This is a genomic window from Lentilactobacillus curieae (genome assembly GCF_000785105.2).
Taxonomy (GTDB): domain Bacteria; phylum Bacillota; class Bacilli; order Lactobacillales; family Lactobacillaceae; genus Lentilactobacillus; species Lentilactobacillus curieae.
This window is the reverse complement of sequence record NZ_CP018906.1, coordinates 220471-236781: the sequence shown is the minus strand read 5'-3', so window position 1 is coordinate 236781 and position 16311 is coordinate 220471. Positions and strand designations below refer to the sequence as shown.

Annotated in this window: 13 protein-coding genes; 11 read left to right on the top strand and 2 right to left on the bottom strand. The window is 39.6% G+C overall.

Annotation, left to right across the window (positions count from 1 at the left end):
* Positions 1-4: 4 nt before the first annotated feature.
* On the bottom strand, positions 5-310 hold the full coding sequence (locus PL11_RS01335; protein WP_035165775.1) for a hypothetical protein: 306 nt from the start codon (positions 308-310) through the stop codon (positions 5-7).
* Positions 303-1604 (bottom strand): Y-family DNA polymerase, encoded by a 1302-nt coding sequence (locus PL11_RS01330; RefSeq protein WP_035165774.1) that lies wholly within the window; start codon positions 1602-1604, stop codon positions 303-305. The genes PL11_RS01335 and PL11_RS01330 overlap by 8 nt, the downstream gene beginning before the upstream one ends.
* A 248-nt stretch (positions 1605-1852) precedes the next feature.
* Here PL11_RS01330 and PL11_RS01325 point away from each other — a divergent pair, with 248 nt between their 5' ends.
* The 11 genes from PL11_RS01325 (at position 1853) to PL11_RS01280 (ending at position 16200) form a co-directional block, all read left to right on the top strand.
* Complete coding sequence (locus PL11_RS01325; RefSeq protein ID WP_035165773.1) at positions 1853-4204, top strand: nitric-oxide reductase large subunit; 2352 nt, start codon at positions 1853-1855, stop codon at positions 4202-4204.
* 111 nt (positions 4205-4315) lie between these two features.
* Positions 4316-5218 (top strand): prenyltransferase, encoded by a 903-nt coding sequence (locus PL11_RS01320; RefSeq protein ID WP_035166696.1) that lies wholly within the window; start codon positions 4316-4318, stop codon positions 5216-5218.
* A 263-nt stretch (positions 5219-5481) separates the two neighbouring features.
* Entirely contained in the window at positions 5482-6729 is a 1248-nt protein-coding gene (locus tag PL11_RS01315) for a glycosyltransferase family 2 protein (RefSeq protein WP_035165772.1), read from the top strand.
* Positions 6730-7133: 404 nt separating this feature from the next.
* Positions 7134-7904 (top strand): acetoin reductase, encoded by a 771-nt coding sequence (locus tag PL11_RS01310; RefSeq protein WP_035165771.1) that lies wholly within the window; start codon positions 7134-7136, stop codon positions 7902-7904.
* Between the two features lie 19 nt (positions 7905-7923).
* Positions 7924-8781, top strand: coding sequence for a MetQ/NlpA family ABC transporter substrate-binding protein (locus tag PL11_RS01305; protein WP_035165770.1), 858 nt, complete (start codon positions 7924-7926; stop codon positions 8779-8781).
* A gap of 69 nt (positions 8782-8850) precedes the next feature.
* Positions 8851-10038 (top strand): iron-containing alcohol dehydrogenase, encoded by a 1188-nt coding sequence (locus PL11_RS01300; RefSeq protein ID WP_035165769.1) that lies wholly within the window; start codon positions 8851-8853, stop codon positions 10036-10038.
* Positions 10039-10348: 310 nt separating this feature from the next.
* Positions 10349-11356 (top strand): zinc-dependent alcohol dehydrogenase family protein, encoded by a 1008-nt coding sequence (locus tag PL11_RS01295; protein WP_035165768.1) that lies wholly within the window; start codon positions 10349-10351, stop codon positions 11354-11356.
* 71 nt (positions 11357-11427) lie between these two features.
* Positions 11428-12129 (top strand): DUF6198 family protein, encoded by a 702-nt coding sequence (locus PL11_RS01290; RefSeq protein WP_237047524.1) that lies wholly within the window; start codon positions 11428-11430, stop codon positions 12127-12129.
* A gap of 12 nt (positions 12130-12141) precedes the next feature.
* On the top strand, positions 12142-12534 hold the full coding sequence (locus tag PL11_RS10215) for a VOC family protein (RefSeq protein WP_035165762.1): 393 nt from the start codon (positions 12142-12144) through the stop codon (positions 12532-12534).
* Between the two features lie 165 nt (positions 12535-12699).
* On the top strand, positions 12700-13683 hold the full coding sequence (locus tag PL11_RS01285; RefSeq protein WP_035165759.1) for a YhdH/YhfP family quinone oxidoreductase: 984 nt from the start codon (positions 12700-12702) through the stop codon (positions 13681-13683).
* A 198-nt stretch (positions 13684-13881) separates the two neighbouring features.
* Complete coding sequence (locus PL11_RS01280; protein ID WP_052127634.1) at positions 13882-16200, top strand: Ig-like domain-containing protein; 2319 nt, start codon at positions 13882-13884, stop codon at positions 16198-16200.
* Positions 16201-16311 lie beyond the last annotated feature (111 nt).

Sequence of the window (16311 nt, the reverse complement as noted above, 5' to 3'; positions counted from 1 at the left end):
TTGATCACTTCCATTGAATAACCCGGTTATTGCTAGGCCAACGTTGGCCTTTAAAACCTGAATAGTAGATTGAAAGGTTAAAATGTTCCTGGATCTCATTGATTACAGTTTCCAAATATTCGAGTTGATAGTTAGTGATGGAGTGGAGTGGGATTGACCGCTCCCTCATTCCTGCTCGCTGGGAATGAAAGAAGAAGTTGAACTGATTGTCGTAATGATCATTGACTATCCTAATCCAGTAGCGAGTGTGACTAATTCTTTTAAACAGTGGGTTGATTCTTTCCAAAATCAACTTAACATCTCTATTCATAAGCATTTCCTCCGTTGTGACCACCAACCAGAGAAGCCCGATTGATTGCTGTTCCACCTTCGGTTAAGCTGCGTGCATATACCAATGAAGTAAAGCCAAACTGATTGCGAATTGAGTCTAATATGCGATCTGTATTGGCTTTTTTGATTTGTTTTTTAGGGTCGAAGAAAATACTGAGTTGCTCACCGACATCATTACTCAGTTTGCTGGTGTATACGGCGACATTTCGGATGGTTTGTCCTTGCCAACTATCGCGAAACATCTGAATTAGGTAACTAACTAGTTGGCGGTTGTTGTTAGTGGGGGCAATTTTCATTGAGTGACTAAATCCACCGCGACCATCATCCTCACTCGCTAGATATGAAAAACCAATTCCCAGGTATAAAACACCAGCCTGTTTATTGTGGTGACGCAACCTAGCACCAACCTGTTCGCCAAGTTCTTTGATTACCGTTTCGATTTCGGTTTGACTATTGTAGTCCCGTGGCAAAACTTGAGAGTTACCAATGCTGGCTTCTTTGGGCTTGAGCCGTTTATGAAGGCTGGTTCGATCAATTCCCCAAGCTGTTGCAAATAATTGGGTACCAATAATCCCAAGTTTCTCCTTGATGTAAAACGGAGAAGTGTGGGCTAACTCGTCCATATTGTGAATACCCAGCCGGTTTAGCCTAAGTGCCATTCTAGAGCCAATTCCCCAGACGTCTGTTAGGTCGTTGATTGACCAGATTCTTTCGGGGACGGTTTCATAATGGATTTCACCAATCAAATTATCTGTATGCTTGGCATATATATCAAGTGCAATCTTTGCTTGGACTGGATTATCGCCAATCCCAACGGTGACATATAGACCCAATTCTTTGCGGACTGTTCGTTGAATTAGTTTTGCGACCTCAACGGGTGTGCTACCAAATAATTGCCAAGAGTGGGTAAGGTCGAGAATTGATTCGTCGATTGAGTAGGGAAAGAGATCTTCGTCGGCTACGAAGCGGCGAAAAATGTCATTAATCTGCAAGTTACGCTTGATGTAAAGGTTCATTCTTGGGGGAACGACCATTAAGTTAGGATCTTGGGGGAGATTACGTTGGCGGGAAACATTCGCTTTGAGATGATACATTTTCTTAGCCATGGGGGAAGTTGCCAAAATCAGACCGCCGTTAGTGTTTTCTTGTTCACTCATTACCACAAGTGGAACAGTTAGGGGATTTAGGTTTCGCATAGTTGCCTCAACGCTAGCGTAAAAAGATTTGTTATCGATTAAAAAGAATACCCCGCGTGGTTCGTTTGAGTAGTCCATAACTTCACCTCCAAAAATAGTTTTATGGGGAACGTATGTTTATTGTCGAACATCTGTTCGTGTTTGTCAAGACGTAGCCATATTCCTAATTAATCCCTTGATTAGTAAAGAAGCTAGGGTAATCAGTCTTTTTATATAAAATATGAATAAAATATTTAAATATAAACATAATATAATTATTTAATCGGTTACATATTAGTGGTATTATTAACCTGTAGTTATGATGTTTTTATCGGGGAGGGAATAGTATGAATACAGGATATAACTATAAACGGCTAACCAAAGTACTTATAATCACTTTGGTTGCTGCGTTTTCAATTTTAATTGCCGGTGGCTTTATGATTTTTAAGAATGAAGCCCCTCGTCCAAGTAAAATTGTTGACCAGAACGGAACTGAACTTATTTCAAAACATTCATTATTATCTGGTCAAGCAGTTTACGAAAAGTACGGGTTGGCAGACTACGGTACTTATTTAGGAAATGGATCTTATTTGGGCCCTGACTATACGGCACAATCACTACACGTGTACCTTAAGGGGATGGATCAGTACTATGCTCAGAAGATGCACAACAAGAATTTCAGTGATTTGAATGATTTTCAACAAGGCGGAATCAAAGCTAAGGTCAAAAAAGAAATTAAGGTTAACCGATATAGTAAGGCTAACCAGACTTTGACACTTACAAATGCTCAAGCGGCCGGCTTGAAGAGCCTTCAGAGTTATTACCGGAAGGAATTTATTAATAACCCTGAACAGGCTGGGTTACCAGCGTCGATGATCAATCAGAAAAAGACTGATGCTTTTATGTACAAAGGAAATAAGGTTGACCAGTTGACTAGTTTCTTTTTCTGGGGTGCATGGTTATCCTCGACCAACCGGCCAGGACGTGATTTTACGTACACTAACAATTGGCCATATGATCTAGATGCGGGGAACGTAATGCCTGCTGAAGCAATGGTATGGACTGCGATTTCTGTCGCACTATTAACTGTTGGGGTTGGGGTAATCATTTACTTCCAACGTCGTTACCAATTTGATATGAAGTCACGGTACTTACCTGAAGAGCCAGTCAACATTGACCCTGATGTACCAATTACGTCTAGTCAAAGAAAGACGGCAAAGTACTTCGTTATCGTAATGTTGATGTTCCTGTTACAAATATTAATGGGTGAATTGATGGCTCACTATTATGTAGAAAATTCTTTCTTTGGAATTCCGCTCCAAAACATTTGGCCATTTAATGTTGCAAAGGCTTGGCACTTACAGTTGGTTATTTTCTGGGTAGCAACAACTTGGCTGGCAACTGGGATTTATATTGTGCCAAGAGTTCTTAGAAGAGAACCCAAGCACCAGGGCAAGCTGGTTGATTTACTGTTCTGGGGATTGATCATCTGTATTGGTGGTTCAATGCTTGGTGAATGGGGATCAACTTTAGGAATTTTAAACAAAAATTGGTGGCTATTCGGTAACTTCGGTTGGGAATACCTTGAACTTGGTAAGTTCTGGCAAATAGTCTTTATATTAGCGATGGTTCTATGGGTAATCATCTTAATGAGGGGATTCATTCCAGCCATGAAGCGGAAACTCCAATATGACAGAACTAGGTTAACCACGCTGTTGTTCTGTGGGGCAATTGCAATTCCAGCATTTTATTTGGCATCACTATTCATTTTGCCTAATTCTCACGTAACCTTTGCGGATTACTGGCGTTGGTGGATCGTTCACCTTTGGGTTGAAGGAATCTTTGAATCATTTGCTGTAATCCTAATTGGTTGGCTGATGGTTGATATGAAGCTGACGACAGTTCGTTCAACAGTTAGAGCCCTATACTTCCAAGTAATTTTATTGCTTGGTTCAGGGGTTGTTGGAATGGGACACCATTACTTCTGGGAAGGTGACCATTCAATTTGGTTAGCATTAGGGGCATGTTTCTCAGCTCTCGAAATCGTTCCACTGTGTTTGCTGGTTTGGGAAGCTTACACGCATTATAGAGTTTACAAAGATACTAAGACGGAATTTCCTTACAAGGGAACGTTTATTTTCTTAATGTGGACAGGTATTTGGAATGCTGTTGGTGCCGGAGCCCTTGGATTTTTGATCAATGCTCCAGCAATCAACTACTTTGAACATGGTACCCAATGGACTTCAGCTCATGCTCATGCATCAATGGCTGGGGTTTACGGAATGTTCTCAATTGCGATTATGCTTTATGCATTGAGAAACGTGACTAAGAAGTCATTGTGGACGCCCAAGATGGATAAGGCCGTTAAATGGGCCGCTTGGTTAACCAATATTGGTTTGGCAGGAATGGTATTCATCACGTTAATGCCAGTTGGCCAGATTCAACTAATTGATGCTTTAAAACACGGATATTGGCATGCAAGGCTGCTTAGTTTCTATCATGAGCCATTAGTTTCAGGATTTTTATGGGCCAGAATGGCTCCCGATTTGGTGTTTACTGCGGGGGTTGTAATCCTACTAGTAATCGTGGTTAAGTGCTTCTTTAATTTGAAGAAGGATGATAATCAGGCTGCTGAGGTTGCTTTGAATAAGATGGCTGAAGAAGAAGCTAGAGAAGATGCAGCGAAAGCTAATAAATAGTTGTTGTGAAAAGAGTGGCCGATGGTCACTCTTTTTTGCTTGGGGTGTTAATTAACTAACTTTGTAGGTAAAATGATTAGTGAATATAAATATAGGGGTAGGTTGATGAACATGACCAAAAGTGTTTTTTTAGAATTGATTGAGGTTAAATCGCTGACGGCAAGCATCATTCCGTTTACTATCGGGTTACTTTACACTTGGTATAATTACCAAGTGATTGATCCAATCAATACAGTTATCTTTTTTGTAGCAATGCTATTATTTGACGCATCTGTGAATGTTTTGGACAACTTTAACCACTTTTTACAAGCTAAAGATGTGGAAGAATACCGAAACCAAACCAATATTGTTGGCCGTGCTGGATTATCAAAATCGATAGTCTTGGCGATTCTAGTTGCGTTTATTGGAATTGCAGGAATCGGTGGAATTTATTTGGTTTACCGCTCTGGGCTGTCATTGTTATGGATGGGATTGTTCTGTTTTGCAATTGGATTCTTATATACGATGGGACCCAAGCCCATTGCGGATACACCGTTTGGTGAGTTCTTTTCGGGAATCACGATGGGATTTGTGATCACGTTAATTACCGTTTACATTAATATTTACCAGCAGTTCACGTGGAGTTGGGGACTAATTGCCCCAATCTTCTTGATTTCGTTACCAAACGTGCTGTGGATTGCCAACATTATGTTAGATAACAATATCTGTGATTTACAAGAGGATATTGATAATGATCGCCACACGATTGTCTGGTACCTTGGTAAACGCAATTCAGTTATTTTATTCATATCGTTAAACGTGATTGCTTACGTAGCCATTGTTCTAGCGGTGGTCATGCAGATTGCTCCCTGGGAGACGTTGTTATGCTTTTGGGCGGCTCCGTTAGTTTACAAGCAGGTGAGAATATTTGCGCATAAACAGGTTAAGACAGAGACATTCATTTGTTCCGTAAAGATTCTAGTCATTGGTGGTTTATCAATGGCACTATTCTTTGGGGTGGGAATGGTGATTTAGAAAATCATATAATAGAGGCACCGAAATCAGATAGTGATTTCGGTGCCTTTTTTATAATTAAAAAAGAATCGCTGGTAAAGTGTGGTTGTTGATATGGTTAACGGGATACATATATAATGGCATTGATATAGTAGGGTATGAATCTGAATTGATCTTAAAAAATAGTTAATCGCATTACTTAATATATTATAAAATAATTATTGTTAAGTTTACATTTACGGCGTAAAATTGATAGCGGTCATTTTTTATATAGGAGAGACAAGATGCTATTTTTTAAAGTTATATCTACGTTTTTAACCGCGTACATTTTTATCTATATGCTGTACTATAATTTGCTATCAATATTGGGTTATGCCCAGGTAAAAGAACACGTCCCCAGTAGGCTACCAAATAAGAAGTTCTTGGTGGTTATTCCGGCACACAACGAAGAAACGGTGATTTCAATTCCGGTCAAGGGATTTTTAGAACAAACATACCCCCAAGAATTATTTGATATTTATGTAATTGCTGACCATTGTAATGATCAGACCGCACTGGTTGCCAGAACGGCGGGAGCAAATGTGATAACTAGTGAGGACTATCCGAAAGCTCGCCGTCATGGAGTTGGTAAATCAAATACCATTGATTTTGGCCTTCAGTGTATTGAACACTTACGTAACTATGATTATCTGGTGATTGTGGATAGCGATAACGAGATATCTCCAAATTTATTGCAACGTTATAACGATTACGCGACAGTTAAAAGTGATCCAGAAGCAATGCAAACGTCACTGTTGTCGAAAAAAGGAAGGGGCTTCATTAACCATGGTTTAAACGTTGCTTTTAAGAGGTCCAACCACTTTCAGCAATCACCAGAAAGCTTATTCGACTGTGCATCACTATTAGGAACAGGGTTTGCTACAAGAATGGACATTATATTAGTTCACGGTGGCTTTAGGTTTAAGACACTCGTTGAAGATGAATATGAGGAATTGGAGATTATTTCCCATGGTGGACGAGTTAACTTTATTGATGATGCATACGTGGTTAACGAAAACTATTCAACGTTTAGACAATCGATTCACGGGTTAACGAGATGGTCCAGGGGATCGTTTGAATGCTTACTCAGATTCTTTTTTGTGGCGATGGTTAATATGATTCTTCGGCCAAGTGTAAAAAGTATCCACGTTTTTTGCAGAATTAGTACACTTTCAAAAGCAATACAGATTAATATCTTGTGGATTTTTTGGCTAGTTCAGTACATAGAAATGCATTATTTTGATGTGAATATTTTATTTTCGGTGTTTTCAGAACAAGAAATGATAGTAATTTTAATAATTAACCTTACCATGACCTTCAATCTAATTTTTGCAGAAACCTATTATCTGCTAATTAAGGATTTAGGAATGCTTAAAACATTTTGGATGATGGCCAAAACGTATGGATTTCAGCTATATTACCAGGGGATTAATGTGTGGGCAGTATTAACCTTCTTTAAAAAGAAGTGGATTGTCACCACCCATGGGGAGTGATTTAACGGCTTATAGTTAAATACGCGAATGAACTATAAAAAATTTGTTGACACGATTAAAATATAATGATAAATTTACTCATAAGAATTTAAACAAATCGATTCGGAAAGTAACCCGGAACCATTGTGCAGAGAGTTGACGTGATGATGAAAGTCAATCTTTGGTGAACGGTGAAAATGGCCGATGATTGGCTAACGCGATTGAACCATCAAAAGCGGTAGACGGGCTGGTCCTCGTTAATGGACACACCATTTTTTCACTATACAGTTGGGTTAAGATGGTTGGCGAGATTTGTTTAGGTGACTAAATAATTAAACTCAGAATGGTAACACGATAAGTCGTTTCTGTATTAAATACAGGAACGACTTTTTTTATTGCCGTTCTTCGTGATGAGGTGGATTAATTTGACAGAATTAGCGATTGTAACTGGAGCAGGACAAGGGATTGGTAAAGCAATAGCGTTTAAGTTGGCGAGGCAAGGTTTGGCAGTTGGTGTATTAGACATTAATGCCAAAACCGCTAAGCAGACCGTTGATGAGCTTACAAGGGAAGGATTTACCGCCAAGGACTATCAAGTTGATGTTGCAGATGAGAATGCATTTGCCACGGCTGTTGATAATGCGATAGGTGATCTTGGAAAACTAGCTGTATTTGTTAACAACGCTGGAGTCGCCTTCATAGACTCAATTGTGGATTCTGATCCGGCGGCAATTAGGAGACTGATCGATGTAAATCTTTTGGGAACATTTTGGGGAATTAAAATTGCAGCTAAGCGTTTTATTGAGCAGGGAAGTGGTGGCCGAATTATCAATGCTGCTTCACTTGCTGGAGTTGAGGCATCCGCGCTTCAAAGTGCGTACTCTGCTTCTAAATTTGGTATAAGGGGTCTAACCCAGGCAGCGTCGAAGGAATTAGCAAAATATCAAATTACTGTGAATGCCTATAACCCTGGGGTAGTGCGTACGCCGTTGAGGGATGCAATTGATGAGCGAACTGCAGAAATTAAATCAAAGACAGTTCTTGAACAGCAAAGAGATGTTTTGTCAGAAATTTCCTTGGGTCGAGAAGCGACCCCCGAAGACGTTGCCAACGTGGTTGGTTTTTTTGCCTCACCAGAAGGAAGCTACCTGACGGGACAGTCGATATTAGTAGATGGCGGAATGGAATATCGTTAATTAAAGGAGAATATTAACTATGAGATCAGTAAAAAGAATTGGCTATTTAGTAGTGGCATTGTTGGTAGTTATTGGAATCGGCTTTGGAATTCATTCACTAACCGGTGGAACGGCCAGTGGAAGCAAGACCATTGTAGTAGGCTCTCAAGGTTCAGATTATGATATTTGGCAACACATTGCTAAAACTTCTCAAGCCAAGAAGTTAGGTCTAAAAATTTCGGTTAAGCAAATTGCTGATGGAGTTCAGTTGAACAAAGCTACCACAGACGGAACCGTTGACGTCAACGCATTTCAGTCATGGTCATACCTTCAAGCCTACAATAAGGAAAACAAGTCAGGGCAACTACGCGCACTAGGTACTACTTACCTTGAGCCACTTGGAATTTATTCAAATAAGTACAAGAAAGTTAGTGATATTCCAGATGGCACCACGGTTGCGATTGCTAATAACCCAGCTAACACTTCCAGAGATTTGTTGCTGCTTCAAAGTGCAGGGCTGATTAAGTTAAAGGCTGGTTTTAATGCATTAAGCGATACTGGAGACATTGCATCAAATCCACACCACTTGAAATTTAAGCTGATTGATGACACTACAGGACCTAGGGTGCTTAAAAGTGTTCCAGTTGTTTTGATTTCAAATACTGTTGCATTGGAAGGACACCTCAATGTTTTGAAAGATTCGATTTTCCACGAAAAGGTGAATGATAGTACCAAAGACAACATCAACGTGCTGGCAACTGTCAAAAAAGAAGAGAACAATTCTCAATACAAAAAACTAGTAAAGCTATATCATGAACCAGCGATTCAAAAGTACATCAAAAATCAATACGATGGCACTAAGGTTGAGGTTGACAAGCCATTGTCTTATCTAAAATAAAGAATAAAATGGTCGTGTTTTCCAACGTTTCGGTATAGAATGTTACTTCGAAATGGAGGGTTTTAACTCATGGAAAACTTTAGTTTTAAGAATCCAACCGATATTCGTTTTGGTAAGGATAAGATTGATGGTGAGCTAAGAGATGCTGTTACTAGCTTTGGCGAAAATGTTCTGCTCGTTTATGGCGGCCAATCAGTCAAGCACTCGGGATTGTACGAACGAGTAGTAAAACTTTTAGATGGATTAAATATAGTGGAACTACCTGGGATTGCTCCTAATCCCAAGATTGACTCAGTTCGTGAAGGGCAAAAATTAGTTAAGGCTAACAACATCGACGTAATTTTAGCAGTCGGCGGTGGTTCGGTAATTGATGCCAGCAAGGTAATTGGTTCTGCAAGATATTATGAAGGTGATCCTTGGGACCTAGTTCTTGATTCAGGCAAACGAATGAAAATCGACCAGTTACCATTGATTGATATTTTGACACTTTCAGCTACTGGTTCAGAAATGAATCGGGGTTCAGTCATATCCAACCCTCAGACTAACCAAAAATTTGGTACTGGTGGTCCAAATACCCCATCTATTTCATTTTTGGATCCAACCCTCACTTATACAGTGCCAACTAGGCAAACTGCAGCTGGCTCAATGGATATCATGAGCCATTTAATTGAACAATACTTTGATCGTTCAGAAAACAATGATGTTTCTAAGGGAATGATTGAAGGACTAATGCGTTCAGTTATTAAGTGGGCACCGGTAGCAATTAAAGATCCAGATAACTATGACGCTCGTGCCAACCTAATGTGGACAGCAACCATGGCTCTTAACGGAATTGTTGGGCTAGGGGATGTTAATGGTTGGACAGTTCATCCAATGGAACATGAGTTATCGGCTTACTATGATATTACTCACGGAGTAGGACTAGGAATTTTGACACCTCGTTGGTTAAAAGTGGTTGCTCAAGATAGTTCAACTCACGAATTAATGGCAAGATTTGCAAAAAATGTTTGGGGAGTCGACGCGGATAACGTTGACGATGCAGCTAATCAAGCAATTAAAGAAACATACGATTGGATTAGTTCACTTGGATTTGAAATGACACTTCCTGAGGTGGGCATCAAGGATGAAACCAATTTTGATGCAATGGCTCAAAGTGCAGTTGAAACTGGTAATCTGACTGAGGATGGATATATCAAACTCAGTGTTAACGATGTTAAGAAGATTTATCAAGACTCATCAACGCCAGAAAACTTATAATTTTATAGATTTTGTTTAAAAGCCCGTTAGATTACTGTTTAGCGAGCTTTTTTATTTTATAAAAAAATCACAAGAAATTGCTAAATGTAAACTGGTAAGTGACGCACAATCTATTGCTAGTAAAGAAATTGCGTTGGATATCAATAAGTGGTACAGAACGTCAACCCTTGATAAGCGGGAAAGACAACCGTTTGCACAAATAGGGAAATGGTGTTAGTATAATGACGTTGAATTGAGATGGCATTTTACAAATGTTTGCTCAATGTTTCGCATACTGACATTTTATTACTATTTGGAGGAATTAATTAACATGAAAGCACTTGTTCTAGAAGGCGTAGAAAAACTAGAAATTGAAGACATTAAGGCTCAAGATTTAAAGCCTAACGAAGTATTGATCAATACTGCATATGCTGGTATCTGTGGTACTGACCACGCATTGTATGCTGGTCTACCAGGTTCAGCTGATGCTGTTCCACCAATCGTTTTAGGTCACGAAAACTCAGGGGTTGTGGCTGAAGTTGGTTCAGAAGTTACTGACCTTAAGCCAGGCGACCGTGTATCTGTTGACCCTAACATCTACTGTGGCCAATGTGAATACTGCTTAACTGACCGTCCTGAATTATGTAACAACCTTTCAGCTGTTGGTGTTACTAGAAACGGTGGTCTTGAACAGCAATTTACTGCTCCTGCATCAGTTGTATACCAAGTTCCTGACAATGTTTCATTGAAAGCAGCTGCTACTGTTGAACCAATTTCATGTGCCGTTCATGGAATCAAGTTACTTAAATTAACTCCATACCAAAAAGCACTTGTTATCGGTGATGGATTTATGGGTCAATTATTTGCCCAAATTCTTCAAGCATACGGTGTTCACCAAGTTGACCTTGCTGGCCGTAACGAAGCAAAGCTTGCTAACAACAAAGAAAACTTCGGCGTAACTAACACATTCAACACTGAAACTGACAAGATTCCGGCTGACTACGATGTAGTTATTGAAGCTGTTGGTCTTCCACAAACTCAAGAACAAGCAATCGAAGCAACTAAGAAGGGTGCTCAAGTATTGATGTTTGGTGTTGGTAAACCAACTCAAAAATTCTCAATGAACACTTACGAAGTTTTCCAAAAACAATTAACTATCCAAGGTTCATTTATTAACCCATACTCATTCAAGGATTCACTCGCAATGCTTTCAAGCGGCAAGTTGAATGTTGAAGATTTGATCAGCCATGTTCTTACTCTTGAAGAAGTTGAAGATTTCTTAACTGGTAAGATTACTAATGTAAGTAAGGCTGTTGTTAAAGTCGGAGATCAAGATTAAGATAGGTGATATAGATGACTGAAAACACTCAAAATGTTGATGAGCCAAAAGGGAGTACGTTATCTCCAGCAATGGCAACGTTCTACTTTGTGGTTTCATTGATCATTAATTCGGCTGGTAACGTTTTGACTTTGGTTACTAGTGCAAAGATTCATCCTTCATTCTTAGGATCAGCATACTGGACAGCTGCTGAAGCTAACCTTGGTACTGCTCTTCACTGGAACCTATTTTGGGCATTCTTGATTCTAGGAATGTTAATTTCATTGCTTAACGCATTGTTAGTAGGTAAGTTTGATATTAAGCGGATTTTTGGAAACTTGATTTTCATGGTGCCATTCTCTGCTATGATTCAAATTTTTGAAGACTTTTTCCTTGGTAAATACCCAATTTTTGCGGGTCTTCCCGACGCAAAGACACCATTAATGATTGGCTTCTACATCTTACTCAACTTCTTTGGGGTTGCATTGATTGGTACTGCAATTTCAATCTATCAACGAGTAAACTTTGTTCTTCACCCTGCCGATGACTTAATGCAAATCTTGCGTTTCAAGTACTTCAAGGGTCGGGCTGCGGTCGCCATGTGGGCTTCTTACATCCCACCTACAATTATGGCAATCATTGCGATTATCATTACTCGCCAGTTTACCAACTTTGGACTAGGAACTGTATTTGCATTCCTATGTCAAGGCGCTGTTACCGGATGGGCAGATATTCACATCTTTAGAAAACTTAAACATCAAAAGCTTGATGTTGGTAAAAAAGTTACTGAATAGGAGATTTTTGACATGAGTTTGACTGATTACATTACTGGTGTTCAACATATTGGTATTCCTGCAAAAGACTTAGATGAAACAATTGCCTTTTACGAAAAGCTTGGTTTTGAAAAAGCAGGCTACTTCCCAAATGGCGATAACCACTGTGCATTTATGCGCCTTGGCAACTTAACTATCGAAACATATGATGGTGAAATTTCTGAAACTCGTGAGGAAGGTTCAATTAGCCATATTTCAATTAACACTACTGATATTGAAAAGGCATTTGACGAAGCTCACAAACTTGGACTTAACGTTATTGATAGTGAAATTCAAGCAATCCCTTCATTCTGGGACAACGGAATTCGTTTCTTCAATATCTTAGGACCAAACAACGAAAAGTTAGAGTTCTGCCAAATCCTATAATTAGGAAAGCAAAATTGTTCTAACATCTTATTAACTTACCAGATGACGCTCAGTGATTAATTTCACTGGGCGTTTTTCTGTTGAATAAAGCTGGTCGCAGCCGGAGGTCATTTTTCTTCAATCATTAGATCAATTGTAGTAATATTCCGACAGGTGGTGATTAATATGGATAAATTTAATGCAATTGTGATTAGAGAGAACAATAATGAACTAAGCTTTAGACGCGAAATGATAGATCTTTCGTCGCTTTCGGAGGGGAACGTAATTGTCCATGTTAATTACTCTTCTCTAAATTATAAAGATATGCTTGGATTTCAGTTAAATGGTGGGGTGATTAGAAACTACCCAATGATTCCTGGAATTGATTTTAGTGGTGAAGTGGTGCAGTCAGATGATCCAGATTTTGTTGTCGGTGATGAGGTGGTGCTGACTGGTTATGATGTTGGCATGGCTCATACCGGTGGATTTTCTGAATATGCTAGAGTTCCGGGCAAGTGGTTGGTTCACATTCCAGCAACAATGGGTATGAGAGAGACAATGATTTATGGAACTGCTGGATTCACAGCGGCACTTGCTGTTGATAGACTTCAAAGAATGGGAATGAACAACCCAAAAGCAAGAATTTTAATTGCTGGAGTAACGGGCGGAGTGGGTAGTGTTGCCCTTGCCATCCTTAAAAATCTTGGCTATGAAAATATTACTGGTATGGTTCACAATGGTGAACGGGAACAAATTGCCAGAGATTTTGGGGCAGACCACGTCATTACCTCGAGTCGATTGGATAAGGATCAAAAACCACTTACTTCGGCAAAATATGATTTTGCAATTGACGCAGTTGGTGGAGAGGTGACTAGCCAAATATTGCCCGCAATGGCTTATGATGGCATAGTTGCAATTACTGGGAATGCTGGTGGCAACCAACTGTTTACTACAGTTTTGCCATTTATTCTGAGGGCAGTGTCATTGGTTGGAATTGATTCTGTCTCAGTCGATATGGAAACCCGCAATCGAGTCTGGAATCTACTGGCACGTGAATGGGACGTGACGACTGACCTACGAGTTGAAGAAATCAGCATGGACCAGATTCCGGAGGTAGTTAACAAGATAAAAGATGGCCAACATATTGGCCGAACGATTGTAAAAATTTAAAGGTAGTCAAAAAGGGTGTTCTAGTATTTTTTATATAAAAACTAGAGCACTTTTTTCGTAGATTTAAAAATTGACACCCGGAGTTTTCTTTGTATACGAAATTCATTGGCATATTATTTGTTTATACTTATAGAGTTTTTTATAATGAAATTGTGCTTTTGTACATGTCGTTCATTGATTTTGTAAGGGGGGATAATAATGCGCAAAAGATTAATTCCGATAATGATGGCGGTTGTCGCTGTTATTATTGGATTTGTCGGATTCTTTAGCTTAACTGCTTGTGCAGCGACTGGAGATCCGGCAGGGGGGATTACGCCATCTGCAGTGACCGCTACAAGAGCTGGTCCAACTGAGGGAACAGATGTGAATAGTACCCAGTCTGTGAGTCAGTCGAGTGAAACAACGGCTAATGCTGAACAAACGGTTAGCGATCAGCAAGATGCTACTTATAGTGCGAATAGTACGGCCGGTTCCATTCAGCAACAGACGACTGAACCGGCTGCTGAGCAGAGCCAAGCACAAGTTGCGGAGCAAGCTCAAACACCAGCGGTCCAGCCAACTAGTCAAAGTAGTTCAACTGAAACACGGAATGTAACAACAACTCAGGTACAACCAGCCAAAGCAAGCCTTAATGTAAAACCTAAGGCACAAGCTAAACCAGTTGTGTATGCTAAGAACAGTGTTAAGGCTGCAGCAGTTACAGTTAAGCGACATACAGCTAAGGCGCCGGTTTATAGTAAGGCTGCTAGTGCTAATGTTGTGATGAGGAACACGGCAGCTAACACAGCAACTAACGTATCTAAAGATAAAGATGCCACTAAATTCATGGAAAAAGTTACCGTTTCAAAGGATAAAGATGGTAACAATCCGCTGCCTGAACATTCTGAGATTGATGGCAAGACACCATTCTATGTTCGTTACGACTGGTCCGTACCTAGTGCCAAATCTGGTGATAAGTACGTGCTTGAACTACCTGATCAAATTAAGGCTAAAGACTACCTTCCCAATGATCCAATTGAGATGCGTGATGAGAACAATGATTTGATTGGTAAAGTAACAATTGACAATAACGTTGCTACTATCGAGTTTCAACCAGGTGTCGATAATAAGCAAAACTTAAAGGGTTACTTTGCATTTGGTGCCGAATTCAATAAGGAAGCGGTTAATACCTCAGGAGAAACAGAGATTGTTTTTCCTAAGTCAGGTACTGATGCTACTTTTGATTACAACATCAAGTATACAGATGCTGAGTGGGGAACTAGTAGTGGTCAAAGTATTTTGTATAAGGGCCGTAATCAAGTTCAAGAGACTAACCCGGCTACAGGTAAGAAGGAATATACTGATAAGATCAAATGGTCTATTTCAGTTAACAATGCCCGTAAGCTTAACCAGGTTAATCCAGTGATTACCGATAAGTTTGCTGAAGGCCATTATTTAATTCCGGATTCTGTTATGGTCAATTATTACAATGAAGCTGGAGATATCGTAAAAAAAGTTAAGGCTCCAGAACTTAAAGTTGATGTAATTAGTAACAATACAACTACAGGTGGTGGAGAATTTAAAGTTAGTCTTGATAGTTTGATGGCAGCTGATGCTATTGCTAATAATAATCAAGCAATTCCCGCTAAAGCAGTTGTTTCGTTTGAAACCAAAATCATTGATTTTAAGGACTACGTTGTTGGCGACACAATGCCTAAGTTGTCTAATAATGATTTAAAGATGGAAACAAAGGATTCAGTTATTTCTGGTAATAAACAATCATTGACTGCGAAAACCAGTCAGTTCTCCAGAGAGGGTGGCGCTACAGGTGACGAAGAGTTAATCGAAGAGCCTGAAGATCCTAAAGATCCAAATGAAAAGCCTAAAGAGCCAACTGAAGAACCTAAAAAGCCTGAGGATCCAAAACCAAACGAGCCTGGAACGCCAGATATCGTTGTTCCACCGATTGAAGATCCAAAGGTTCCATCTGATAAGCCTAAGGAACCAACTGAAGAACCAAAAGTTCCGTCAGAAAAACCAAAGGAACCAACAACTGAAGAAAGTCCAGTTGAGGAGCCAAAAGTTCCATCAGATAAACCTAAGGAACCAACAACTGAAGAAAGCCCAGTTGAAGAGCCAAAGGTTCCTTCTGACAAACAAAAAACGCCAACTGAGGAAACAGTTGAACCAGTTGAAAAGACTAAGCAACCAACTAAGGAAGCTGATGAAATCAATGCAGCTACCGAGGAACCAACTAAAGTTGTTAAGACTACAACAACCAGTTCAGCATTACCAGTTGATAATGGCCAAGAAACTGTTAATGCTCTGGCAGCGACAGGTACCAATTCAGAAAACTCACCAATGAAACCAGCAGTTATGTTGGGCATTGACTATCAACAGGCATCAGACAATTACCCTGAAAGTGGTAAGCTACCACAAACCGGGGATAGTAACGATGCATTGATTAGTGTTGTTGGTGGAATTTTGATGGTCATCACCGCTTCTGGGATGTTTGTTATTCTTAGAAAACGAGCTTAGTTAAAAAGAATTCCTTTTTAGGAATTCTTTTTTTATTTTGAATGCTGAAAACCGTTACAATAATGTTAAAATAAATTGTAAGCAATTATTCTATTTTTATATTTTTTGGGG